The sequence below is a fragment of the Glycomyces luteolus genome (assembly GCF_027622875.1).
In the GTDB taxonomy this organism is placed as follows: Bacteria; Actinomycetota; Actinomycetes; order Mycobacteriales; family Micromonosporaceae; genus Glycomyces; species Glycomyces luteolus.
On the sequence record NZ_JAPZVP010000009.1, the window covers coordinates 140561 to 165605 of the forward strand.

Genomic DNA, 25045 nt, shown 5'->3' on the forward strand with positions numbered 1-25045 from the left:
GTTGGTGCTGCTGTGACCTGCCCATTCTGCTCCGTGCCCACCGTGCCCGGCGCGCGCTACTGCCATAACTGCGGAGCACCCCTCTCCCCGGAGGCGACCTCCCCGCAGACGGAGCGCCGCTATGTCACGGTGCTCTTCGCCGACCTCTCCGACTTCACCACCTGGTCTGAAAGTCTCGACCCTGAGCGGGTTTCATCCGTTACCGACCGTTTGCTGGCGGAATGCGTTACTGCCGTCAACGAGTTCGGCGGGCACGTGGACAAGCTCATGGGCGACGGCCTCATGGCCGTGTTCGGCGCTCCGCTGTCGCACGAAGACGACGCCGAACGCGCCGTCCGCGCCGCTCAGGCCATGCAGAAACGGGTGCGTCGTCTCCTCAAAGCCGAGTCCGGTGGTGGCCTTCCCATCGGACTTCGCATTGGGCTGCGCTCCGGCCTCGTCGTCGCGGGCATGCAGGCGAACCTCGAGTACACGGTCATCGGCGACACCGTGAACACCGCTTCTCGCATCTGCGCGATCGCCTCCGTCGGCACCATCTGGGCCGGCGAGGAGACCATGCGCTCCACCAAGCACGCCGCCGCCTGGCGCCGCCTCACTCCCGTGCGCCTCAAGGGAAAGCGTGAGCCGGTCGAGGTGTTCCAGCTCCTGGGTCTCGAGGACGAGCCCGGGACGCGGGCCAGCCTCGGGGACACCGCCCCGTTCATCGGACGCGATGCCGAGATCGGCCGTGTCAACGGGCGCCTCGAGGCCGTCATCGACCGCGGCGAACCCCTGGTACTCATCCACACCGCTGAAGCGGGCATGGGGAAGACCCGGTTCGCACGGGAAGTGCGGACCGTCGCCACCGAGCGCGGCGCGCGTGTCCTGACCGTTCGCGTCGCTCCTTACGGCGAGGGCCGTCGGTTCGGGCCGCTGGCTGATCTGGTCCGCAAGGCCGCCGGTCTTCGATTCGATGACGACCGCGCCACCGCTGAAGCGAAGCTTCGGCGGATCGCCGACGGGCACGCCGATCACGGCGAATGCCGTCTCAACATCACGCTGCTCCTCGGGCTGCTCGGACATGGACGACCCGGGGCCGCCGACCGCGTCGGCGGTTTCACCGGCCAGCAGTCCGACGCCTACACGATCCCCGAGGCGGTCGCGGAGCTCATCACGCACATGGCCACCCAGGGCCCGCTGGTCCTGAACATCGACGACCTGCACACTGCTTCAGCGGCCGGTATCGATGCGCTCGGCGTCGCTCTCTCCAAGATCCACGGGCCCGTGCTCGTGCTGCTGTACGGGCGGCCCGAACTGACCCGGTCCTCCGGTGTCCTCACCCGCATCTCCGAGGCCGAAGTCCACCCGCTCCCGCCGCTCGCCGGCGCCGACGCCGCGCGTCTGCTCCGCGAGTTCCTCGGCGGCGGGCGCATGCCCAAGCCCGACGAGGACCGCCTGCTCGGCTTCGCGCAAGGCAACCCGTACTACCTCGCCGAACTGGTCACCCTGCTCACCGAGCAGCGACTGCTCTCCGGCGACGGCGAGCACTGGCGCCTCGCCGCCGGATCGCTGACCGGGCGCGTGCTCTCCCGCGACCTCGCGCAGGTCCTCGGCGCCCGCATCGACGCGCTCACCCCCGCGGCCCGCGCGCTCCTGCGCGCCGCCTCGATCTTCGGCGACGCCGTGCCCCCCGAGGCCGCGCAGCTGCTCGAAAAAGAGGTCCCCGGCGAGTTCGACACCGCCCTCCAGGAACTCCTCGACCGCCGCATGCTGCGCCGACGCTCCTACGGCGGCTACCGCTTCGTCACCCCGCTGCTGCGGCAGGCCGCCTACGCGCCCATCGGCAAAGCCGACGCCGCGCACGCGCACGCCGAGATCGCCCGCTGGGCCGCCGACACCGAACTCGAAGGCCAGAGCGCCGACGACCTCGTGGTCTTCCACGCCGAGCAGGCCGTCACCCTCGCCAAGGAAGTCGAGATCGAGGCGATCGACGAGGTCTGGAACGTCCTCCCGCTCGCGGTCGAGGCCGTCCGCAAGCAGGCCGCCCGCGCCATGGACGCCTCCGAGCCCGAGCGCGCCGTCGCGCTTCTCAACGACGTGGAACGCCTTGCGCCCCTGTCGTTCGACGACCGCCTCCTGCGAGGCCGGGCCCTGACCCGTCTGGGCCGCACCATGGAAGCCGAGTCCGAGATCGAGGGCCTCGCCATCGACATCGGCCTCATCGTCCCCAGCGACGACCACGAGGAGCACCCGTCCGGCCGGCTCTTCGGCGACGACTTCGCCGAGGACGAGGCCGAACTCGTCGCCCAGCTGCTGCTCCTGCGCGGGCGCCTCCACCGGTACAAGGGCGAGCTCCAGGACGCGCGCACCGCCTGGACCGCGGCCCTCGCGCTCTCGAGGCGCGAAGGGCTCGCCGGGCCGCGCTGCGACGCGCAGTGCCGCATCGGCCTGCTCGACTTCCTCGCCGGGCACCTGTCCGAAGCGGAGGCCCGCTTCCTCGACGCCTACGACACCGCGTTCGGCGTCGGCGACGACAAGCGGCTCGCCTGGGCCCTCCAGCACCGCGCGTGGGTCCTCGTCGCCCGCGGCGACTTCGACGGCGCCGACGACGTGCTCCGCGAAGCGGCGAAAGCCTTCGCGCGCCAAATGGACCTGGTCGGCCGGGCCTGGGTGCGCGGCGTCTCCGCGTTCGCGCTGCTCATGGCCGGGCGCTTCACCGAGGCGAAGCGACTGTCCGACGTGTTCATGCCGATCGGCGAGCGCTCGGGCGACGTGTTCGCCGTCGGGCTCCTGCGCGCCATCGGCGCCGCCGCCCAAGTGGCCCTTGGGCATCCGGAAGGCGCCGACATCGCCGCGCGGGCGTCCTTCCGCGACTTCGAGCGCATCGACGACGACTGGGGCCGCGGCTTCGCGAAATACGTGCGGGCCCTCGCCGCCCGCTCGATCGGCGCGCTCGACCACGCCCTCGACCTCGCCCAAGGCGCGGAGGAGTACGGCACCAAGACCGGCCACCCGCTCCTGATCTCCCTGGCGCACCATCTGAGAGGCCAATGCGCCCTCGAACTCGGCGACACGGCCACCGCCGAGGCCGCCGCGGAAGAGGCGCTGGCGCTCGTCACCGACGACGTGCTCGAGCCGGGCCGCGCGGCCAATACCGCGCTCCTGGCCGACGTGCGCGCCGCCAAGGGCGACCGCGCCGAAGCCCTCCGGATGCTCGAACCCCTTGCGGCGCACCATGACGAGCCCGCACTGGGCCGTCCGCGCCGGGAGATCGTGGCCCGCTACGCGCGACTCCTGGACGAGGACGGCCAGGTCGAAGCGGCCCGCCAGTGGGCGCAGACGACGCTGAAGTCCTTCGGGGAAGACCCGGCGGCGACGGCCTGGGCCGAGGGCTATCTCGAAGCCGCCAAGGTCTCCTGAGGGACGCACACCGTGTACGCCGAACCTGCTCAGGAAGCTGCGATGCTTGCCGCGGTGGGGGAGACGCAGCGGGTGGACGGGCGGCCCCTGCGGGCCGAGGCCTTGCGGCACGGGGCCCGTTCCAGTCGGACCGCCCGTCCTCCCGCGCGCCACACGGGGGATGCATTCACTATGGGCTACCGGCAGTTCGCCCAGCGGAAGCGACATATCAACCGTTCGGCCAGTTATCGCTGGCTCTTCGTCCAGGGGTATACAGAATCGTGGGCGCGTTGCCGTAACGTTATGCGTCAAAGGTCCCATGACTCGGTTCCCCCAGGCCCGAGCGCCGCGACCTAAGGTCCGGAACAACCCCACGCGCCGATCAACTCGGTCGGCGCACCGACCTGCACCAGGCAAGACGCCAGCGCGGTTCCCGCCGCGCGCGTCGCCGAGAACGGAGGCTGTATCACAGTGGACACCATCTCGTCCTACGGTGCTCCAACCGATCCCCACCTCGCCCCATCCACTCCTCTCACCCCTCCGGGCCCCCGCGCCGAGGCCGACCCTGAATCCCTCTTCCAGGGCATCGAGCGCCTCACCGGCTTCCGCGAGATCGACCGCGGCGCCTTCTCCATCGTCTACAGCGCCACCCGCTACGACGACGGCTCCGAAGTCGCCGTCAAGGTCGAGGCCAGGCCGCTCACCGACGACGCCGCCCGCGAGCGCTTCCGCCGCGAGGTCCAGACCGCCGGGCGCCTCTCCGACCACCCGTGCGTGGTCAAAATGCTCTCCGCCGGCCTCACCCACCAGGCGAACCCGTACGTCGTCATGGAGCGCTGCCGCGGCACCGTGGCCGACCTCCTCGACCGGCACACGACGATCCCGCCGCACCGGACCATCGAGATCGGCATCCGCATCGCCGACGCCCTCGCCGCCGCCCACGAGGCCGGCATCGTCCACCGCGACGTCAAGCCCGCGAACCTCCTCGTCGACCACCACGGCCACGCCGTGCTCGGCGACTTCGGCCTCTCCAGCCTCATCGCCGCGCCGCGTCCCGGCGAGCCCGTGTCGACCATGGCCACGCCCGCGTACGCGCCCCTGGAGGTCTTCCAGATGCGCGAGGTCGGCCCCAGCGCCGACGTCTACTCGCTCGCGGCGACGCTCTACACGATGCTCTCCGGCACGCCCCCGCGCTTCCCCGTGGACGGGGTGCTCGACATCAACGACGTGGCGGCCCTGTTCGATCAGCCGATCCCGGCGATCCCCGGTATATCGCCGCTCCTGCTGGAGATGCTGCGCACGGCGCTCATCAACAACCCCGGCGGTCGCCCGACCGCGGTCGAGTTCCGGGAGTTCCTGGCGAGCATCCCCGAGGCCTCGACCGGCCTCCTCCCGCGCGTCACCGACGACCCGCCGCCGAGTTCCCCTGCGCCCCAAGGCGTCGGCGTCTTCGGTGCGTACTCCTCGCCGCCGCAGGAGGACGTCCGCTCCGCTTCGCCTCCCGGCTACGCCCAGCTCGACCCGAGCGCGTTCCCCGACGCGCCCTCCACGCTCCGGCTCGCCCCGAGCAAGCGCCGCCGCGAACCGCAAGCGCCGCAGGCATTCTCGGCCGGACCCGAAGCGCCGTTCATTTCACCGGTCGTCCCCGACCCGAACGCGCGCATCCCGAGCCCGCCGGTCAGCCCCCCCATCAGCCCCGCGGCCCCCGAACGCGACATGGCCGCCGAGACCACCGCCTGGAAGTCCTTCGCCTCCGGCGGGAACCGCGACGACAACGACTCGCGCCTCCCGGTTCCCGTGCCCCGCAACGAGACCGGCCTGACCCGCCGGGAGCGCCGCCTCAAGGAGGGCGACACCGGCTCCAGCGTCGGCCGCCTCATCGGCATGGGCTTGGGCGGCCTCGTCGTCCTCGGCCTCCTGATCTTCGGCGGCATCTGGCTCTTCGGCGGCGAGGAGGCCCCGGGCCTCGAGGAGCAGTCCAACGCCGGCGACTACGTGGCCACGTGCACCCTCGAGATCGAGGGCGTCGGCTGCGTCACGAAGCCGGCCTGCTTCGACGACAAGTTCGCCGCCATCAACTGCGACACCGCCCACCAGTGGGAGGCCTACGCGACCGGCCCGCTCCCCGAGGGCGTCTCCGACGCCGACGGTGCCCTCGCCGACCCCACGGTCGCGGCCGCGTGCGTCGACGGCCAGCTCGAAGGCGGCCCGCTCTCGCAGCTCATCGGCGGCGACTCGTTCGACTGGACCACTGACGTCTACGTCTCCGGCGACGGCACGTTCCAGTGCGTCGCCCAGCTGCAGGACGGCTCCCAGGCGACGGGCGCCACCTTCGCCCGCGAAGCGGGTTAGCGAAGCCGCGAAAAAGGGCCCGACGCCGATGGCGTCGGGCCCTTCACCGCTCTGAGCCGATTGACGGCTCCGCAAGCGGTCGCCGCGCAGGGAGAGTTGCGCGGCTTCAGATCAGAACTCCTCGTCGAGGTCGACCTTGCCTTCCACGGCCACTTGGTAGGCGGTCGGGCGACGTTCGAAGAAGTTCGTCAGCTCTTGCACGTCCTGGAGCGCCATGAACGGGAACGGGTTCTCCGAGCCCCACTTCTTGGGCATGCCGAGGCGCACGAGGCGCTGGTCGGCGGCGTACTCCAGGTACGACTTCATGTCCTTGACGGTCATGCCGGGCATGCCCTCGCCGATGAGGTCCTCGGCGAACTGGAGCTCGGCCTCGACGGCCTCCTCCATCATCGCGACGACCTCCTGGTGCATCTGCTCGTCGAACAGCTCCGGTTCTTCCTGGCGCACCTGGTCGACCACGCTGAACGCGAAGTTCATGTGGCAGGACTCGTCGCGGAACACCCAGTTCGTGCCGGTGGCGAGCCCGTCGAGCAGGCCGCGGCTGCGCAGCCAGTACACGTACGCGAAGGCGCCGTAGAAGAACAGGCCCTCGATGCACGCGGCGAAGCAGATGAGGTTGAGCAGGAACGTGCGGCGGTCCGAGGCGGTCTTCAGCTCGGTCATGTCGAAGGCCGAGTCGATCCACTTGAAGCAGAAGTCGGCCTTGCGCTTGATCGACGGGATGTTGTTGACCGCGTCGAAGGCCTTCGCGCGCTCCTCCGGGTCGGGCAGGTAGGTGTCGAGCAGCGTCAGATAGAACTGGACGTGCACGGCCTCCTCGAACAGCTGCCGCGACAGGTACAGCCGGCCCTCGGGGGAGTTGATGTGCTGGTACAGGTTGAGCACCAGGTTGTTCGCGACGATCGTGTCGCCGGTGGCGAAGAACGCCACGAGGCGGTGGATGAGGTGCTGCTCCTGGGGCGTGAACCCGGCCAGGTCGGTCAGGTCGGACGCGAGGTCGACCTCTTCGACGGTCCAGGTGTTCTTGATGGCGGCCCGGTACTGGTCGTAGAAGTCCGGGTACTTCATCGGTCGCAGGGTCAGGTTCATGCCCGGGTCGAGCAGCATTCTCGGGTCCTCTCTCGTTGCGGTGGGCGGGGTGGCGTGCGTGCGGGGCCTCGGAAGGCCCCGCACCGACGGTGAATCGTGCGAGCCGCCAATCGGCTCGGCGGATCCTTACTGGCAGGCCTCGCAGGTCTCCGGGTTCTCCAGGGAGCACGCGATGTCGGCGGGGATGACCTCGAGCTCGGTCGGGACGACCGCGGCCTCGGTCGGCTTCTCGGCGGCGCCCGCGGCGCTCACGGTCGTCTGGTTGATCCGCGTGGCCGGGCGGCTGCGCAGGTAGTACGTGGTCTTCAGGCCCGACTTCCAGGCGTACCGGTACATCGACGAGAGCTTGCCGATGGTCGGCGCGGCCTGGAACAGGTTGAGCGACTGGGCCTGGTCGATGAACGGCGTGCGGGCCGCGGCCAGGTCGATGAGCGCCCGCTGCGGCAGCTCCCAAGCGGTGCGGTACCGCTCCTGGAGGTCCGCGGGGATCGCGTCGATGCCCTGCACGGAGCCTTCGGCGACGATGATCGCCTGGCGCACCTGCTCGCTCCAGATCCCGCGCTCCTTGAGCTCGGTGATCAGGTGGCGGTTGACCTGCAGGAACTCGCCCGAGAGGGTCTCGCGCTTGAAGACGTTCGAGACGACCGGCTCGATGCACTCGGCGCAGCCGGCGATCGAGGCGATGGTCGCGGTCGGCGCGATCGCGATCATCAGCGAGTTGCGCAGGCCGTGCTCGCCGATCTGCGCGCGCACCGCGTCCCAGCGCTCGCCCAAGGTGATCCGGGCGTCCGCGAAGTGGTCGGTGTGCAGCACGCCTTCGGCGGCGCGGGTCTCGTCGAAGTTCGGGTGCGCCCCGAGCTCGGCGGCGAGCTTCGCGGAGGTCTCGTACGCCACGATCGCGATGCGCTCGGCGATCGCCGTGGAGAGCGCCAGCGCCTCCTCGGAGTCGAAGGCCAGCTTCAGCTTGAAGAACACGTCGGCGAGGCCCATGCAGCCCAGGCCGATCGGGCGCCACTTGCGGTTGGCCTTCTCGGCTTCGGCGGTCGGGTAGAAGCCGAGGTCGATGGTGCGGTCGAGGAACTTGACCGCGGTGCGCACGGTCTCCTCGAGGCGCTCGAAGTCGAAGCCCGCCGGCGTGGTGTGCTCGGCCAGGTTCACCGAGCCGAGGTTGCACACGGCCGTCTCGGAGTCGTTCGTGACCTCGAGGATCTCGGTGCACAGGTTCGAGAGGTGGATGACGTTCTCTTTGCGCGCCGTCTGGTTCGAGGTGCGGTTCGCGGTGTCGGAGAAGGTCATCCAGCCGTTGCCGGTCTGGGCGAGCGTGCGCATCATGCGCCCGTAGAGCTCGCGCGCCGGGACGGTCTTGCGGGCCTTGCCCGCGGCCTCGGCGGCCCGGTAGGCCTGGTCGAAGTCGTCGCCCCACAGGTCGACCAGCTCGGGGGTCTCCTTCGGGTCGAACAGGGACCACGGGGCGTCGTTCTCGACGCGGCGCATGAACTCGTCGGGGATCCAGTTGGCGAGGTTCAGGTTGTGGGTGCGGCGCTCGTTGTCGCCGGTGTTGTCGCGCAGCTCGAGGAACTCCTCGATGTCGGCGTGCCAGGAGGCGAGGTAGACGCACGCGGCGCCCTTGCGGCGACCGCCCTGGTTCACGGCGGCGACGGACGAGTCGAGGGTCCGCAGCCACGGCACGATGCCGTTCGAGTGGCCGTTCGTGCCCCGGATCAGGGAACCGCGCGAGCGGACCCGCGACCAGGCGATGCCGATGCCGCCGGCGTACTTCGAGAGGCGCGCGACCTGGCTGTACCGCTCGTAGATCGAGTCGAGCTCGTCCTTCGGCGAGTCCAGGAGGAAGCACGAGGAGAGCTGCGCGCGGCGGGTGCCCGAGTTGAAGAGGGTCGGCGACGACGGCAGGTACGAGAGCGTCGACAGCAGGCGGTAGAGTTCGGCGGCCTCCTCGACCGACTGGCTCAGCCCGCATGCGACGCGGAGCATGAAGTACTGGGGGCGCTCGAGCACGGTGCGGTGCTCGGGGTGGCGCAGCAGGTAGCGGTCGTAGACCGTGCGCAGGCCGAAGTATTCGAAGCGGTCGTCGGCGGACTCGTCGATCACGGCGTCGAGCGCTGCGGCATTGGCGTTCACGAAGGCCACGAGGTCGTCGGCGAGCAGGCCGTTGGCGTTGGAGGCCGCGATGGAGGTCGTGAACGAGGTGACGCCCTCGCCCGCGGTCTCGTCCGCGATGTGCTCGGCGAGGAGCCGCGCCGCGAGCTTCGAGTAGGTGGGCTCGGAGGCGACGGTGGCCGAGGTGATCTCGATGGCCCGCTCGCGCAGGGCCTGCTCGGTCGCGCCGGGCCAGAGGCCGGCTTCGATCTGGGCGATGACCTTCTCGGCGTCCACATCGGGCAGGCCCGCGGCGTGGACGCGGAGGCGCTCGGCGATGAGGGCGGCGGGGCCCGGTTCGGGTTCCCGCTGCTGCGGTGCGGTGGTGGTGGCGGATGGCGTGGTGGCGAGCCCGGTCATCTCTGCATCCCCTCGGTGCTGTGCGTCTGGAAGACGTGGCGATCTGCTGCGGCGGCGCGGCGGCGCCGCCCTCCCCTCGCAGTGGGAACGGGAGCTGACAGCACCGACCTGACAGAGCAGAATCATACATGTAGTGGTCGGCACTTGGGGTCGCCCCAAGATGTTGCGGTTTTCCGGTGTTTCGGACACCGAACCCCCAGCGTGTCAGCTAGGCTCGGGGGTTTCCGCGGGGTCAGCCTAGACCCGCCGTTCGACATTCCTCCCGCTAAACCGCCGCACTCGCCCGGGTGTGATCCTCGCCGGCGAAACCGGCTGCGACCCCAAGTCCGGCAACTGGTAGCATCGTCCCGGTCCGACACGTCGGACAACGCCTCCGTAGCTCAGTGGATAGAGCACTGGTTTCCGGGACCAGGTGTCGCAGGTTCGAATCCTGCCGGGGGCACGTTCAGAAACCGTCGCGCGAAAGCGCGGCGGTTTTTTGTTGCCTTTGAGGGGCTGATAGTTTCCGAAAGTTTCAGTGATGCTTGAGCGTGCCTGGCGCGATCGATGATGGTGTGTTTCGAAGGATTCCGAACAGGTATGGGCTTTCAGCACTACTGATGCTTGTTCAGTAACGAGTTTCGGGTCGAAAATCTTCCGATAGTTTTCCGGAAGTCATTGACATGCCGGTGGTCTCAGTCCACGATGGTCTCTATCGAAAGATAGATAGCTTTCGATTCGGTTTGCGCGAATCGCAGACCGGACGGCACCCTTCCAAGGAGTCAGGATGTCCACCTTCAACCCTCCCCCCAGCATCTTCAGCCGCCGGAACCTGTTGCTCGGCGGCACGGGCGCGCTCGCGCTCGGAGCCACCGGGATGTTCCTTCCCAGTGCGGCGCAGGCGCAGCAGGTCATCACCACCAACCAGGAGGGCACCCACAACGGGTACTACTACTCGTTCTGGACCGACTCCCAGGGCCGGGCCTCGATGACCCTCGGCTCGGGAGGGAACTACAGCTCCCAGTGGAACGGCGCCAACAACTGGGTCGGCGGCAAGGGCTGGGCCAACGGCGGGCGCCGGATCGTCGACTACAACGGCACCGTCAACCACGGCAGCAACGGCTACCTGGCGCTCTACGGCTGGACCTCGAACCCGCTGGTGGAGTACTACATCGTCGAATCGCACGGCCCGTACAACCCCAGCAGCGGGGCCTCGAACCGCGGCACCGCCAACATCAACGGCGGCACGTACTGGCTCGGCCAGTCCACCCGCTACAACGCCCCGTCGGTGGAGGGCACCAAGACCTTCAACCAGTACTGGAGCGTCCGCCAGGGCGCCCGCACCTCCGGCACCATCGACACCGGCGCTCACTTCGACGCGTGGGCCCGGGCCGGCATGAACCTGGGTGCCTTCAGCTACTACATGATCATGGCGACCGAGGGCTACCAGTCCACCGGCAGCTCCAACATCACCGTCGGCAGCACCGGAGGCGGCGGCGGCGGTGGCGGCGGCGCCTGCACCGCGACGCTCTCGGCCGGCCAGCGCTGGAGCGACCGCTACAACCTCAACGTCACGGTCTCCGGAAAGAGCGACTGGCGGACCACGCTGAACATCCCTTCGCCCGCGAAGGTGATCGCCACCTGGAACTGCAACGCCTCGTACCCGACGGCGCAGCAGCTCGTGGCCACCCCCAACGGCAGCGGCAACACGTTCGGCCTCACCATCCAGGCCAACGGCAACTGGAACTGGCCGACGGTCGGCTGCGCCTAGGACCCGTCCTCCGACACCCCGGGACGGCGCGGCGGCATCGGGCCGCCGCGCCGTTTTCGCTGCCGCTAAGCGGGCTGCGAGGCGCGCTCGGCCTCCAGGAACTCGTCCTTCTTCGCGTGGTGGAAGAAGAACGGCGCCAACGGGATCACCGAGCAGACGAGTGCGACGAGGGTGGTGCCGAAGCCCCAGTCGAGGCGGCGGCGGATCAGGAGGGTCGCGAGGACCAGGAGCACGAACAGGACGCCGTGCAGCATGCCGAGGGGCATGACCAGGTCGATGTCCGAGACGCGGCTCAGCAGGGAGCCGAAGACGAGGAGCAGCACGAACGACCACCCCTCTGCCAGGGTGAGCATGCGGTAGCGGAAGACGGGGTTCGCGAGCACGGCAGGGTGTCCTTTCGACGGCGTTCCACGGGGTGTCACATGGGGTTTCCTGCGGCCGACACTAACACCGGGATATCGAACGGCCGCTGAGGTCTTCGGCGGCCCGGGCCCCGTCACGTCCGGCTCCCGCGCGCCGCCCATAACGGCAGGGCCACGTGGTCTCGGTGCCTCCTGCGGGAGCCGACGACGGCATAGGATCGGGCCATGCGATCGATACCCCTCGTGGTCACCGCCGGTCTCGCCCTCGTCGCGGCCGCCGCCTGCTCGAACGGCGGCGACCTGCCCGCCGCCGACGAATTCATCCCCGAAGCCGCGACCGCGATGCGCGAGGTCGAGAGCGTCCGCTTCGACCTCGCCGTCGACGGCGAGGTCCCCGGACTCGACGTCAAGGCCGCCGACGGCGTCGTCACCGCGGACGGCTCCGCCGAAGGCACCGGCACCCTGACCGCGTTCGGCATGGACATCGAAGCCGAGTACGTGATCATCGGCGAGGACGCCTGGGTCAAGGGCCCCACCGGCGGATTCCAGCAGATCCCCGTCGGGGACGACCTGCTGCCCTACGACCCGACCCTCCTCCTCGACCCCGACGCGGGCGTCGCCACCCTGCTCGAGGCCGTCGAGTCGGCCGAACCCGAGGACACCGAGAAGATCGACGGCGTCGAGACCTACCGCTACGCCGTCGAATTCGACCCGGCCGCCTTCGCCACCCTCATCCCCGCCGAAGGCGACTGGAACGCCGCCACCGTCTGGTTCGACCAGGAGACCTCGCGCGTGGTCAAAGCCGAGTTCTCCCAAGGGGACGCGATCGTGACGCTGCTGCTCTCCGACTACGACGAACCGGTGACGATTGACGCCCCCTGACGCCACCCGCCGAAGACTCGCGGTCAGCGCGGCCGGGGCCGCCGTCCTCATCGGCTCGATCGACGCCTACGTGCTCGTCTCGGTCCTGGTCGACATGATCGACGAGTTCCACATCCCCGTCAACCACCTCGAACGGGCCACGCCCCTGGTCACCGGCTACCTCCTCGGCTACACCGCCGGGATGCCGCTCCTCGGGCGGCTCTCGGACCGCTTCGGCCGCAAGCCGATCATCTACGCCTGCCTCGCCGCGTTCGCCGTCGGCTCCGTCGTCAGCGCCACCGCCACCGAACTGTGGCCGCTCGTCGCCGGACGGTCCCTCCAGGGCCTCGCCGGAGGCGCGCTCCTGCCCGTCACGATGGCCCTCGCCGCCGACCTCTTCGCCGCCCGGCGGCGGCCCGCCGTGCTCGGCTGGGTCGGCGCCGCACAGGAACTCGGGGCCGTCCTCGGCCCGCTCTTCGGCGCCGCCGTCGCCGCCCTCGTAGGCTGGCGCGGCATCTTCTGGATCAACGTCCCGCTGGCGCTGCTCGCGGCGCTGGCGATCCACTTCGCGCTGCCGAGGGCCCCGGCGCGGCGCGGCGCCGGACGCGTCGACGTCCTCGGCGGCCTGCTCCTCGCCACCGCCTTGGGGCTCTTCACGATCGGGCTCTACAACCCCGACCCGGAGGCCGCCGTCCTGCCGTCCTGGGGCCTGCCGACAGTGCTCATCGGCACCGTCGTCCTGGTCGCCTTCGGGCTCCAGCAGTGGCGGTCCTCCACGCGCCTCCTCGACCCGGCCGGGGTCGCCTGGCGGCCCTTCTCGGCCGGGCTGGCCGCGAGCCTCGGCGCCGGGGCGGTCCTCATGGTCACCCTCGTCGACGTGCAGCTCCTCGCCCAGACCCTCCGCGGCCTCGACTCAGCCGGCGGAGCGCTGCTCCTGCTCTGGTTCCTCATCGGCCTCCCGGTCGGCGCGCTCTTCGGCGGGTTCATCGCCTCGCGCTTCGGCGAGCGACTCCCCGCCGTGATCGGGTTCGCCGCCGCTGCCGCCGCCTACTTCTGGATCGGCCGGTCAGTGCCCGACATCGAACCCGGCCTCGCCCTCGCCGGAGCCGCCCTCGGCATCACGATCGCCCCGCTCTCCTCCGCCGCCCTGCGAACGACCCCCGAGCACAGTCACGGCACCGCCTCGGCCGCGGTCGTCGTCGCCCGCATGATGGGGATGCTCGTCGGCGTCGCCGCCCTCACCTCCTGGAGCCTCCACCGCTTCCAGAACGCCACCGCCGACCTCGACACGCCCCTGCCCTTCGGCATCCCCGAAGCCGAATACCTTGCCCTCCAAGCCGACTATCTCAAAGCGCTCAACGCGGCACTCGCCACCCAATACGCCGAGGTGTTCACCGCGGCGGCCGCCATCTGCGCCGCCGCCGCGGTGGTGTCGCTGGCTATTCCCGGACGTGTGCGAGCCCGCAGATCCTCGCTGACCGGTGCCGGGCCTGGATAGTGTTGGCCGCATGGCGGATCTTTCTGTGATCGAGAATGTCGACGAGAACCGGTACGAGCTGCGTGACGACGCCGGAGCCGTGCTCGGTTACCTGGAGTACCTCAACCGGGAGGACTTCGTCGTGCTGCCCCACACCGAAGTGGACCGCTCGCTGCGCGGCCAGGGCTGGGGCGACCGGCTCGTGCGCCACGCCCTCGACGATCTGCGGGCCAAGAACGCTAAGGCCTATCCGACCTGTCCCTTCGTGGACCGCTGGATGCAGCGCCACGACGAGTACGAGGACCTGCGCTACCAAGCCTGACAGCGCTGCCGCGCACCCGTGTTGCCAAGCGCGGCACCACTGCTGCGGACTGTTCACCTCCGCTTCAACTTCGGGTTCATCCGCAGTTCACTTGTGGATGAAGCATCTTCAATATGCGTCTCCCGGTTGCCGAGCCCCGGCCCTCGTCCCGCCTCCGCGTGAACGGGGGCCGCTGATGCTGTCCGCCCTCATCCTGCTGCGCCACGTCGCCCTCCCGGCCGCCGAACCCGCCCCGCTGACCGACGAGCAGTCCCGCCGCGCGTGGGCGCTCGCCGACTTCCTGCAGCTCTACAACCCCACCTCACTCCTCTGCGGCCCCGGCCGCGCCTGCGCCGACACCCTCGCGCCCCTCGCCAGCCGCCTCGGCCTGCACGTCACCGTCACCGAGGACCTCAACGCCGCCACCCCGCCGCTCCCCGGACCCGCCCACACCGCGGCCTGGCTGGCCGCCAAGGCGATCCGCACCCTCCCCGACCCCCGCCGCACCACCGTCGTCTGCGCCGAAGGCCCCGTGCTCGCCGCGCTCCTCGTCGCCGTCGCCGCCCGCGACGGCCACGACCTCGCCGGCCACGGCCTCACCCTCCCGCTCGAGGGCCCCGACACCGCCCCGCCCGGCGCCGGATGGGTCCTCCACCGCGACGACGGCCGCCTCGTCGACGTCAAACCCCTCGCCGCCCGCTAAATCGATTGCTCCCGCAGGTCAGGTCTGAGTAAGCTCGACGGTTCGTCTGCTTCAATCCTGTCCGAATCCACCGGGAGACAAGCTATGGCCAATTCGGCCGAAACCGAACTCCAAGCCGAACTCGACCACCACGAGCACGCCCGCGCCCAGATGGCCGCCATGCGCGACCTCACCGAAGGCATCCACCGCATCTACTCCGGCGACTTCAACGAGTCCACCAAGAACCTCGGCCTCGGCGACGTCCGATCCGACCACCTCTTCGGCTGGGCCATGGCCAACTACACCGTCCCGCGCCTCGCCGACCTCTCCGACCGCGACATCGCCCTCTTCTTCGGCCGCATCTGGATGGACGACGGCGAGGACTTCCACATCGGACGCCGCCACATCCGCGACGAGCACGGGGACCCGATCGTCCTCGACTGGCGCGCCCCGCTCGCCGAGCAGTACTACCGCGCCTCCGCCCACAACCGCCGCGACGTCGCCAAACGCCGCCGCTTCGGCTTCCAAGGCGCCCGCATCACCGGCTTCGAGGACGAGAACCTCCTCCTCGGCGAAGAGGTCGCCTCCGACATCCTCACCGAGGAGATCGAACGCCCCCGCACCGGCCCGATGCGCGACATCGTCGCCACCATCCAGCCCGAGCAGGACGAGCTCATCCGCCGCGAAGCCGCCGTCAACCTCTGCGTCCAGGGCGCCCCCGGCACCGGCAAGACCGCCGTCGGCCTCCACCGCGCCGCTTGGCTCCTCTACAACTACACCGAGAAGCTCGACAAGGCCGGCGTCCTCGTCGTCGGCCCCAACGAGGGCTTCCTCTCCTACATCTCCGGCGTCCTCCCCACCCTCGGCGAATCCTCCGTCTGGCAGGTCACCGTCCAGCAGCTCACCGGCGCCCACACCGCCCTGGCCGTCGACACCCACGAAGCGGCCCTCCTCAAGCACGACGAACGCATGGCCCTCGTCTGCGAACGCGCCGTCTGGGGGCATGTCGGCACCGCCGCCGACGGCGTCACCGCGGAAGAAGGCCTCCTCATCACCGACGGCGGCTGGCGCTGGCGGCTCGGGCTCAGGTACCTCGATGAGGCCATCTCGAACGCCCGCAAGCACACCCGCACGTACACGGCCGGGCGCAAGGCCGTGGAGGACGCGATCGTGCAGGGCGCCCGCCGCCAAGCCGAGATCCGCTCGGGCCACTCCCCGGACAACAAGTGGGCGACGAAGCTCAAGCGCACCGAGTCGGTGCGCGCCTTCCTCGACGCGGTGTGGCCCAAGCTCAACACCAAGACCGTGATGAAGAAGCTCTACGGCGACGCGGCCTTCCGCGCCGACGCGACCCGGGGGATCCTCACCGAGGCCGAAGCCGCCCTCCTCGCCGGGAAGCCCGCCAAGCCCACCGCCGGGGACCTGCTCATCTCGGACGAGATCGAGTCCCACATGAAGCTCCGCGAACCCTCGGAGTCCTTCGGCCACATCGTGATCGACGAGGCCCAGGACCTCTCGCCGATGCAGTGCCGGGTGATCGCGCGCCGCTCCGGCAAGGGCTCGGTCACGGTGCTCGGCGACCTCGCGCAGGGCACCACCCCGTGGGCGGCCTCGTCCTGGACCGACCAGATGCGCCACCTCGGCAAGGAGCAGGTCGAGCACACCGAGCTGACCACCGGCTTCCGCGTCCCGGCGGTCATCATCGAGCTCGCCAACCGGGTCCTGCCGCACCTCGGCGTCGACGTGGCCCCCGCCCGCTCCATCCGCTCCGACGGCTCGCTCGACACGATCGCCACCTCGGATCTCGGTGACGGTGTCCGGGAAGCGGTCGCGAAGGCCCTCGCCGAGGAAGGCCTGGTGGGCGTCATCGCCGCCGACGAGCGCGCCGAGGAGCTGCGGTCCCTCCTGGAGGGCACCGAGCGGCTGGAGGTCGTGGCCGCGAGCCTCGCCAAGGGCCTCGAGTACGACCACGTCGTAGTGGTGGAGCCCGCCGAGATCGTCGCAGCGCCGACTGCGCGAATCGACGGCTCGACAAGCTTCGCCGAGGGTGGAGGAGCGACCATCGAGAGCGTCGGCCTCCGCCACCTCTATGTGGCCCTGACGCGCGCAGTCTCGCGCCTCACCGTCGTCCACTCCCGAGCGCTCCCGCCGGAAATGGAGGCCTGAGGCCCGCCCCGGATCCGGGGCGTGGAGGGAGCCTGAGGCTCCACCGCGCCCCGCCGTTTGTCCGGAACTTCCCGAAACCGGCGCTTCCAGGTGTAACGATGATCCAGTCGCGGGCTCTAGCGGCCCACAGTGGATTCACACACGGGGAGTGGTCATATGCGACCTGCACAAGCGAGGGCCTTCGCCCTCGCCGGAACGGCGCTGCTGGCCGCCGCGGCGCTCGGCGCCTGTGGCGGGGGGAGCGATTCGGGCGGCGGCGACACCGACGTCACCTGGGCGATCAGTTCGGGCTGGGAGTCGTGGAACGAGAACACCGCCGACGGCAACACCTCGTACCTGCACCAGGCCCTGTCGCCGGCCACCACCGCGCTCGGCGACTTCAACCAGGACGCCGAGTGGGTCCACAACGACGCGCTCCTCGCCAAGGCCCCGGAGCTGGTGAGCGAATCGCCGATGACCGTGGCCTACACGCTCAACGAGAACGCCCAGTGGTCCGACGGTGAGGCCTTCGGCGTCGACGACTTCACCTACCTCTGGCACCAGATGTCCGGCAAGGCCGAGCACTGCGACCAGACCATGTGCCTTCCCGCCTCCACCGACTGGGGCGCGAACGTCGCCTCGATCACCCAGGAGGGCGACGTCGTCACGATGACCTATGTGGACGGCTACCTCGACCCCGAGTGGCAGTACCTCCAGACGCCGATGTACCCGGCCCACATCGCCGAGGCGAACGGCTTCACCGACTGGGCCACCGACCCGGCCCAGATGGGCGCCAGCGCCTCCTGGTTCACCGAGAACCCGCCGACGTGGTCGACCGGGCCGTACACGCCGGTCGACGCGGTCGCCGGCGAGTACGTCACGTTCGAGCGCAACGAGAACTACCAGGGCTCGACCGAGCCGGCCCTCGAGAAGCTGACGATGAAGGTCGTCGAGGGCACCGAGGCGATCATCACCGAGCTGCGGCAGGGCTCGATCGACGGCTCCTGGCCCTCGGAGTTCAGCCAGGAGGAGCTCGACAAGGTCGCCAACGACGACGCCGTGACGACCGAGGTCTACGAGGGCTCGATCTGGCTCCACATCGACACGAACATGAACAACCCGTTCCTGGCGGACCAGGTGCTGCGCCAGGCGGTGTTCGCGGCGATCGACAACGCGGACATCATCTCCAAGGCCTACCCGGACACTGAGGTCACGGCCCGCAAGAACCACTTCTTCAACGAGCAGTCGGAGTACTTCGTGGACGCGCTCGGCGAGACGACCCCGGTGCAGGGCGGCGGCGACGCCGCGTCGGCCAACGCGCTGCTCAAGGACGCGGGCTACACCACCGGAGAGACGCTGATGACGCCCGACGGCCAGCCCGTCACGTTGAACTTCCGCTACGGCGAGGGCGACGCGACCCGCACGCTCGCGGGCGAACTCGTGCAGTCCTATCTGGCCGAGATCGGCATCGACGTAGAGCTCGAGGCGATCCCCGACGGCCAGCTCGGCACGGTCCTCTCCGAGGGCGACTTCGACATGGTCATCTTCGGCTGGTCGGGCACGCCCGCGTTCACGACCGCGCCGGCGCAGTACTTCGGCTCGGACTCGTCCTCGAACTTCGGCAAGTACCGGCTGGACGGGCTCGACGAGGCGATCGCGAAGGTGCGCTCGACGACCGACATCGCCGAGGCCGCGCAGTTCGCGAACGATGTGGAGTCGATGGTCATGCCGCAGGCGTTCACGCTGCCGGTCTTCGATGAGCCGCAGTCGGTCGTGTACCTGAACGGCGCGCTCGACGGGCTGGTCGCGAACGGCAACAGCCAGGCGGGACCGATGTGGAACATCCAGGAGTGGAAGCCCGCGTAGGGCAACGGCTCCGATCGAGGGCGGCCCGTTTCGGGCCGCCCTCGTTGCGTATCGCTCCGGTAACAATGATCCGCCAAATTCGTACCGATGCGTTCCCTTCCGCCGTGGCGCGTGGCACTGTGGCACCCAGCACTGCCGAGCGGCCGCCTGGCCCCTCCGCGACCCCCGTGACGGCGACGAAGCCCCAGCGGCGCATCGGGCGACCCCCTCGGCCGGACACCCATGGAGGAGACAAGCAATGGCTTTGACTCGTAGAGCACTCGGCGGACTCACCATCGGCGGTTCTTCCGCTGTCCTGCTGGCAGCCTGCGGTGGCAACGACGACGGCGGCGGCGCGCAGAACGACGAGCTCGTGTGGGCCGTCTCCTGGCCCTGGGAGGCGTGGAACCAGACCACGGCCCTCGGCAACACCAGCTCCTGCAACGAGGCGACCGCACCGATGAACCCGGTCGGCGGCGGCGGCGGCAACGCCGGTTACGACTTCGACCCCGAGGGCAAGGTCTTCTACGACACCAACCTCTTCTCCGGCCCGCCGGAGATCGTCACCGAGGAGCCCTTGGCCACCAAGGTCCTTCTGAAGGAGGGCGTCAAGTGGTCGGACGGCAAGCCGGTCCGCCTGGAGGACTTCATCTTCCTGTGGCACGCGCTGTCGGGCCTGCCCGAGCACGCGAACCAGGAGAAGGCCACCCCGACCAACACCGACTGGGGCTCCAACGTCGAGTCGATCACGCAGGCCGAGGACGGCTCGATCGTCACCACCTACAAGGCCGGGTACGTCTCCGCCGAGTGGGCCTTCATCGGCGGCGTCTACCTTCCGAGCCACGTGGCCGAGGAGAACGGCTTCGCCGACTGGGCGACCAACCCCGAGACCATGGGCGACGCGATCCTGTTCTTCAACAACGACCTCTCCCCGGTCGGCCTCGGCCCGTACAAGCCGGTCGACTCCAAGCTCGGCGAATACGTCATCTACGAGCCCAACGAGCACTACCAGGGCGACAAGAAGCCGATCTTCAAGAAGCTCACCATGAAGATGGTCGACGGCCTCGAGGCGATCGTCACCGAGATGCGCCAGGGCACCGTCGCGGGCTCGGCCCCCAGCGACTTCGACGTCGAGATCCTCGCGCAGCTCGACGAGGACCCGGCGATGAAGTACGAGACGTACGCGGGCGCGACCTGGTCGCACATCGACATCAACATGAACGCGAAGTTCTTCAAGGACATCGCGCTCCGCAAGGCGTGGTTCACGCTCATCAACATCGCCGACATCACCGAGAAGATGTTCCAGGGCATCCCGATCCCGTGGAAGGGCAACCACTTCTTCACCGAGGAGAGCCCCTACTACGTCGACTACACCTCCGAGGTCGGCTACGGCTCCGGCGACATCGAGGCGGCCCGTGCGGCCCTCACCACCGCCGGATACACCTGGAACGGCGACGGCAAGCTCGTCAGCCCCGACGGCGAGGTCGTCACCACCGACTTCCTGTTCGCGGCCGACAACGTCGTCCGCAAGGACACCGCCTCGCTGATCCAGGCCTACGCCGCCGAGCTCGGCTGGGACGTCACGCTCAACGGCGTCGTCGGCGACGAGCTGTTCTCGAAGATCGAGGCCGGCGAATGGGACTCCTGCATCTTCAGCTGGGTGGGCAACCCGGCCTTCACCAGCTCCCCGGAGCAGTTCTTCGGCTCCGGCTCGTCCTCGAACTACGGCAAGTTCAACGACCCGGCCGTCGACGCGCTCATCGCGCAGGTCAACTCCACCCTGGAACTCGACGAGGCCGCCGGCTACGCCAACGAGATCTCGAAGGCGGTCGTCGACGCGGCCTTCACGCTGCCGCTCTACAGCAGCCCGCTCTCGCACGCCTACAACACCACGATGGTCGGCAACATCCAGACCAACGGCCAGGCGCAGCTCGGCCCGATCTACAACCTCGTGGAGTGGACGGCCGGCGGGGAAGGCTGAAGCGCCGATACCCGGAGCGCATGAAGCCGTAGTCAATACGGCACCATCCGTCCTGATAATTCACTGAATTCCCCCGTGGGGCCGATGCCACATCGGCCCCACGGTCCATTCTGTGCACTGCCTTCACGGCGCAAAGTCACGAATACATCACGAATAAACTCCAGTTGAGGCCGCGACCATGCCAATCCCCTCACGTCTGTGCAAGTGTTTGTCACAACACCGCCGAGGGCGACCTGACGCCTTCCCCCACCCGGTCCGAAAGGACCGGCACCCGGACGCGAGGCATCGGCGCCTTCGCAAAGGCCCCTCGGCATCGATACCTGGAGGAGAACACTCATGGCTCTGACCCGTAGAGCTCTCGGCGGCCTGACCATCGGCGGTACGGCCGCCTTCACCCTCGCCGCATGCGGCGGCAACGAAGGCAACGGCGGCTCCGGCGCGACCGAGCTCACCTGGGCCGTTTCCTCGTCCTGGGAGTCCTGGAACGAGAACACCGAGTCCGGCAACAACTCCTACGGCCACCAGGCGATGTACCCCATGCGCTACGGCCTGGACGGCAGCGCCTCCGGCGACTTCGACGAGAACGGCGACTACTACCTCAACGACGCCGTCTTCGCCGACGCGCAGGTCATCAGCGAAGCCCCCTTCCAGGTCGAGTACACCCTGCAGGAGAACGCCCAGTGGTCTGACGGCAAGCCGGTCCGCGTGGAGGACTTCATCTTCCAGTGGTACTCCACCTCCGGCAACGAGGCCCACGCCGACCAGACCATCGCCCTCCCCGCCTCCATCTCGGTCGGCTCCAAGATCGCCAGCATCGAGTCCCCCGAGGCCGGCAAGATCGTCGTCACCTTCGTCGAGGGCCACCTCGACTTCGAGTGGAAGTACTCCGCCACCGTCTACCTCCCCAGCCACGTCGCCGAAGCCGAGGGCTTCGCCGACTGGCAGACGGACCCCGCCGTCATGGGCCAGGCCATCGACTGGTTCAACAAGAACCTCAGCGACGTCTGCACCGGCCCCTGGAAGCCCGTCGACTCCAAGATGGGCGAGTACATCGTCTACGAGATCAACGACAAGTACCAGGGCTCGGTCAAGCCCTCCATCAAGAAGCTCACGATGAAGTTCGTCGAGGGCACCCCGGCGATCATCACCGAACTGCGCCAGGGCACCATCGCCGGCTCGTGGCCGAGCGAGTTCAGCCAGGAAGAGCTCGACAAGGTCAAGGACGACCCGGCCATCGGCCAGGAAGTCTTCGAAGGCTCCATCTGGCTCCACATCGACACCAACCTGAACTCCGAGCCGCTCAAGGACGTGGCCCTGCGCCAGGCGATCTTCACCGCCATCAACGTGCCGGACGCGATCTCCCGCGTCTTCCCCAGCACCGAAGTGTCGCAGCGCATGAACCACTTCTTCGGCGTGAACAGCCCGTACTTCACGGACTACATCACCCCGAGCAAGCAGGGCTCCGGCGACACGGCAGCCGCCGCCGCGATCCTCACTGAGGCCGGCTACACCGGTGCGGCCGAAGGGCAGAAGCTCGCCAAGGACGGCACCGAGGTCCCGAAGCTCGTCTTCCGCTACGGCGGCAGCGACGCCACCCGCACCACGATCGCCGAACTGGCCCAGGCCCAGCTCGCGCTCATCGGCATCACGCTCGAACTCGTCGCCATCCCCGACGGCGAGCTCGGTCCCGTGCTCTCCGAGGGCGACTTCGACCTGGTCATCTTCGGCTGGTCGGGCAACCCCGCCTTCGCGGCGAGCGTGGCCCAGCAGTTCGGCACCGACCAGAACTTCGGGAACTACTCCTACCCCGAGATCGACGCGGAGATCGCCAAGATCTCGGCCACCCTCGAGATCGACGAGGCCGCCGAGGCCGCTAACAAGGTCGTCGAGCTGGCCGTCGCCAACGCGCTGACCCTGCCGCTCTTCGACGAGCCGCAGAGCATCGTCTGGAACAAGAACACCGTCGATGGCGTCGTCGCCAACGGCAACACCCAGGGCGGACCGCTCTACAACGCGGCGGAGTGGAAGCTCAAGTAAGGGCTCACCGAGCTGAGCGGCGGGGCCCTTCCGGGGCCTCGCCGCTTGCCGCTTTCAAGACCCGGATTTCGCCGATGTCGCTCACTGATGAACGACCGTCGACAACCCCTCCACCCTTGAGTTCGCGCTGGCAGACGGTGAATTTTCCACTTAACGGCGCCATTCAGGGAATGAACGTCACGGGAACATAACGAACGAAACTCATCTCGTGTTCGGTTGTCCGAAACCCGGGATTCCCGTGGAAGGCTGTACCTCGCGTCACCCGACCCGCCGCCGAATCCGCGCCCGCGCGCGAGCCCGGCGGCCCGGCCCGGGGCCACCGACCCATCAAGGTGCCCCCGCCGACCGGTCGGTGACGCAAACCTTCGAGAGGAACCATGAAGCGACACCACAAGGCGGCCGTCGCCGCCCTCGCCTGCACCGCCCTGGTGCTCGCGGGATGCGGACAGGGCGAGGACACCTCCTCGTCCAGCCTCGACGCGTGCCTCACCGACCCGGCCGGCTGCAACGGCGGCGAGCGGGCCGACGGGGGCGAGATCACCTGGGCGCTCGACGGCTCCTGGGGCACCTGGAACCAGAACACCTCCGAAGGCAACAACGCGTACGTGTCCATGGCGCTCGTCGGCCTGTGGCCCTTCACCGGCCAGTTCGACCCGAACGGCGAGTACATCGTCAACGAGGGGATCTTCGCCCGCGCTCCGGAACTCGTCAAAGAGGACCCTGTGACCGTGGAGTACACCCTCAAGACCGGCGCGAACTGGGGCGACGGCACCGACATCACCGTCGACGACTTCATCTACCACTGGTACGCCACCTCCGGCGACGCGTCACTCTGCGAGGGCTGCGACCCCGCCAACATCACCCGCGGCTCCCAGGTCGAGTCCATCACCGGCGACGGCTCCACCGTCACCGTGGTCTACAAGGAGACCTACCACTCCGCGGAATGGCAGTACGAGGAAGTGCTCTCCGAGCCCGCGCACGTGGCCGAGGACCAGGGCTTCGACTGGAAGAACGACCCGAAGGAGATGGCGGCCGCCGAGGACTACTTCTCGGAGACGATCCCGAGCTGGTCCACCGGCCCCTTCAAGATCGCGGACGCGAAGGTCGGCGAGCACGTCATCTACGTGCCCAACGAGGATTGGGCCGGCGAGACCGAGGTGACGCTCGACAAGATCACCTTCCGCGTCATCGACGGGCTCGACAACATCACCACCGCCCTGCGCAACGGCGAGATCGACGGCGCCTCCCCGTTCTCGGTCAACGCCGAGACCATCACCCAGCTCCAGGGCACCGAAGGCCTCGAATACCAGGTCGCGGGCGGGCCCTCCTGGGAGCACATCGACCTGAACACCCAGAACGAGTTCCTCTCGGACCCGGTACTGCGCCAGGCCGTGTTCACCGCGATCGACGTCGAGAACATCATCTCGCGCACCTACGCGTACGTGCAGTCCGACATCGAGCGCAAGGGCAACCACCTCTTCCGCAACGGCTCCGAGTACTACACGGACTACCTCTCGGCCACCGGCCAGGGCACCGGCGACATCGAGCTCGCCTACGACCTGCTCACCGAGGCCGGGTACGAGGTCGAGGACGGGGTGCTCCACACCCCCGACGGCGAGCCCGTCGAGCTCGACTTCCGCTACTCCGAGTCCAAGGAGAACCGCCGCATCACCGGCGAGCTCGTCCAGGCCAACCTCGCCGACCTCGGCATCAACGTCGAGCTGAAGTCCATCCCGGACGCCGACCTCGGCACGGTCCTCGGCGAGGGCGACTTCGACATGATCGACTTCGGCTGGAGCTCCGATCCCGTGTTCGTCTCCATTGCCTCCCAGTACTGGGAGACCGGCTCCGGCTCGAACTTCGGCGGTCTCTCCGACCCCGCGCTCGACGCGCTCATCGCCGAGGTCAACGGCACCCTCGACCTCGACGAGGCCGCCGTGCGCGCCAACGCCGCGGTCCAGCAGGTCGTCCAGGACGCCTACTCGCTGCCTATCGTGGACACACCGGTCGCCGTGATGGTCTCCGATAGGTTGGTCAACGTCCGAGACAATTGGGCGTCGCAGCAGCGAGCCGCCTACAACATCGCCGAGTGGGGGGTCGAGGGTGAGTGATCATCTGCGACGGCTTCCCCGCCGAACGGGGCGTGACCGCTGAGCGATGTCGAGGAGCAGCAGGCGCCCCGCCCCCGGGCGGTGCAATGAAGAACAGTGCAGTGTATTTGGAGAAGTGCCAGGGGCTCACGGACCCGGCCGCAGAATGGGGAGTCAG

Annotated in this window: 15 protein-coding genes and 1 tRNA gene; 13 read left to right on the forward strand and 3 right to left on the reverse strand. The window is 69.0% G+C overall.

Annotated elements, in window-relative coordinates:
• Positions 1 to 12 precede the first annotated feature (12 nt).
• Both O1R50_RS13280 and O1R50_RS13285 read left to right on the forward strand, forming a co-directional pair.
• Positions 13 to 3399 (forward strand): adenylate/guanylate cyclase domain-containing protein, encoded by a 3387-nt coding sequence (locus O1R50_RS13280; protein WP_456298965.1) that lies wholly within the window; start codon positions 13 to 15, stop codon positions 3397 to 3399.
• Between the two features lie 450 nt (positions 3400 to 3849).
• Entirely contained in the window at positions 3850 to 5730 is a 1881-nt protein-coding gene (locus O1R50_RS13285; protein WP_270110544.1) for a serine/threonine-protein kinase, read from the forward strand.
• A gap of 111 nt (positions 5731 to 5841) precedes the next feature.
• On the opposite strand, the gene O1R50_RS13290 is transcribed toward O1R50_RS13285, so the two are convergent.
• Positions 5842 to 6837: a ribonucleotide-diphosphate reductase subunit beta gene (locus O1R50_RS13290; protein ID WP_270110545.1), complete on the reverse strand. Its 996-nt coding sequence runs from the start codon at positions 6835 to 6837 to the stop codon at positions 5842 to 5844.
• Between the two features lie 108 nt (positions 6838 to 6945).
• Positions 6946 to 9336, reverse strand: a complete 2391-nt coding sequence (locus tag O1R50_RS13295) for a ribonucleoside-diphosphate reductase subunit alpha (protein WP_270110546.1) — start codon at positions 9334 to 9336, stop codon at positions 6946 to 6948.
• A gap of 369 nt (positions 9337 to 9705) precedes the next feature.
• On the opposite strand from O1R50_RS13295, the gene O1R50_RS13300 reads away from it, so the two are divergent.
• Both O1R50_RS13300 and O1R50_RS13305 read left to right on the forward strand, forming a co-directional pair.
• Positions 9706 to 9778: transfer RNA gene (locus O1R50_RS13300), tRNA-Arg, on the forward strand.
• 324 nt (positions 9779 to 10102) lie between these two features.
• On the forward strand, positions 10103 to 11086 hold the full coding sequence (locus tag O1R50_RS13305) for a glycoside hydrolase family 11 protein (protein ID WP_270110547.1): 984 nt from the start codon (positions 10103 to 10105) through the stop codon (positions 11084 to 11086).
• A 65-nt stretch (positions 11087 to 11151) separates the two neighbouring features.
• Here O1R50_RS13305 and O1R50_RS13310 read toward each other — a convergent pair whose 3' ends face one another.
• Complete coding sequence (locus O1R50_RS13310) at positions 11152 to 11469, reverse strand: DUF3817 domain-containing protein (RefSeq protein WP_270110548.1); 318 nt, start codon at positions 11467 to 11469, stop codon at positions 11152 to 11154.
• A gap of 204 nt (positions 11470 to 11673) precedes the next feature.
• Between O1R50_RS13310 and O1R50_RS13315 the strand changes: the two genes are divergently transcribed.
• The 9 genes from O1R50_RS13315 (at position 11674) to O1R50_RS13355 (ending at position 24888) form a co-directional block, all read left to right on the forward strand.
• A complete protein-coding gene (locus tag O1R50_RS13315) occupies positions 11674 to 12330 on the forward strand; it encodes an LppX_LprAFG lipoprotein (protein WP_270110549.1) in 657 nt (218 codons plus the stop codon).
• Positions 12317 to 13807 carry an MFS transporter gene (locus O1R50_RS13320; RefSeq protein ID WP_270110550.1) on the forward strand — a complete coding sequence of 497 codons (1491 nt, stop codon included), beginning with the start codon at positions 12317 to 12319 and terminating at the stop codon, positions 13805 to 13807. The genes O1R50_RS13315 and O1R50_RS13320 overlap by 14 nt, the downstream gene beginning before the upstream one ends.
• 10 nt (positions 13808 to 13817) lie before the next feature.
• Positions 13818 to 14108, forward strand: a complete 291-nt coding sequence (locus O1R50_RS13325) for a GNAT family N-acetyltransferase (protein WP_270110551.1) — start codon at positions 13818 to 13820, stop codon at positions 14106 to 14108.
• A 175-nt stretch (positions 14109 to 14283) separates the two neighbouring features.
• The gene (locus O1R50_RS13330; protein ID WP_270110552.1) at positions 14284 to 14790 is read left to right on the forward strand and encodes a histidine phosphatase family protein; all 507 of its coding nucleotides are present in this window, start codon (positions 14284 to 14286) and stop codon (positions 14788 to 14790) included.
• 84 nt (positions 14791 to 14874) lie between these two features.
• Positions 14875 to 16935: a HelD family protein gene (locus O1R50_RS13335; RefSeq protein WP_270110553.1), complete on the forward strand. Its 2061-nt coding sequence runs from the start codon at positions 14875 to 14877 to the stop codon at positions 16933 to 16935.
• Positions 16936 to 17091: 156 nt separating this feature from the next.
• Entirely contained in the window at positions 17092 to 18780 is a 1689-nt protein-coding gene (locus O1R50_RS13340) for an ABC transporter family substrate-binding protein (RefSeq protein WP_270110554.1), read from the forward strand.
• Positions 18781 to 19018: 238 nt separating this feature from the next.
• Positions 19019 to 20740, forward strand: a complete 1722-nt coding sequence (locus O1R50_RS13345) for an ABC transporter substrate-binding protein (RefSeq protein WP_270110555.1) — start codon at positions 19019 to 19021, stop codon at positions 20738 to 20740.
• Between the two features lie 336 nt (positions 20741 to 21076).
• Positions 21077 to 22777, forward strand: a complete 1701-nt coding sequence (locus O1R50_RS13350; protein ID WP_270110557.1) for an ABC transporter substrate-binding protein — start codon at positions 21077 to 21079, stop codon at positions 22775 to 22777.
• 377 nt (positions 22778 to 23154) lie between these two features.
• Entirely contained in the window at positions 23155 to 24888 is a 1734-nt protein-coding gene (locus tag O1R50_RS13355) for an ABC transporter family substrate-binding protein (RefSeq protein ID WP_270110558.1), read from the forward strand.
• The last annotated feature ends 157 nt before the right edge of the window (positions 24889 to 25045 follow it).

Bases quoted from the DNA above. Each gene is read 5' to 3' on its own strand.
- O1R50_RS13290 (WP_270110545.1), bottom strand. From the start codon at position 6,837: ATGCTGCTCGACCCGGGCATGAACCTGACCCTGCGACCGATGAAGTAC.
- O1R50_RS13295 (WP_270110546.1), bottom strand. From the start codon at position 9,336: ATGACCGGGCTCGCCACCACGCCATCCGCCACCACCACCGCACCGCAG.
- O1R50_RS13305 (WP_270110547.1), top strand. From the start codon at position 10,103: ATGTCCACCTTCAACCCTCCCCCCAGCATCTTCAGCCGCCGGAACCTG.
- O1R50_RS13315 (WP_270110549.1), top strand. From the start codon at position 11,674: ATGCGATCGATACCCCTCGTGGTCACCGCCGGTCTCGCCCTCGTCGCG.
- O1R50_RS13325 (WP_270110551.1), top strand. From the start codon at position 13,818: ATGGCGGATCTTTCTGTGATCGAGAATGTCGACGAGAACCGGTACGAG.
- O1R50_RS13330 (WP_270110552.1), top strand. From the start codon at position 14,284: ATGCTGTCCGCCCTCATCCTGCTGCGCCACGTCGCCCTCCCGGCCGCC.
- O1R50_RS13335 (WP_270110553.1), top strand. From the start codon at position 14,875: ATGGCCAATTCGGCCGAAACCGAACTCCAAGCCGAACTCGACCACCAC.
- O1R50_RS13340 (WP_270110554.1), top strand. From the start codon at position 17,092: ATGCGACCTGCACAAGCGAGGGCCTTCGCCCTCGCCGGAACGGCGCTG.
- O1R50_RS13345 (WP_270110555.1), top strand. From the start codon at position 19,019: ATGGCTTTGACTCGTAGAGCACTCGGCGGACTCACCATCGGCGGTTCT.
- O1R50_RS13350 (WP_270110557.1), top strand. From the start codon at position 21,077: ATGGCTCTGACCCGTAGAGCTCTCGGCGGCCTGACCATCGGCGGTACG.
- O1R50_RS13355 (WP_270110558.1), top strand. From the start codon at position 23,155: ATGAAGCGACACCACAAGGCGGCCGTCGCCGCCCTCGCCTGCACCGCC.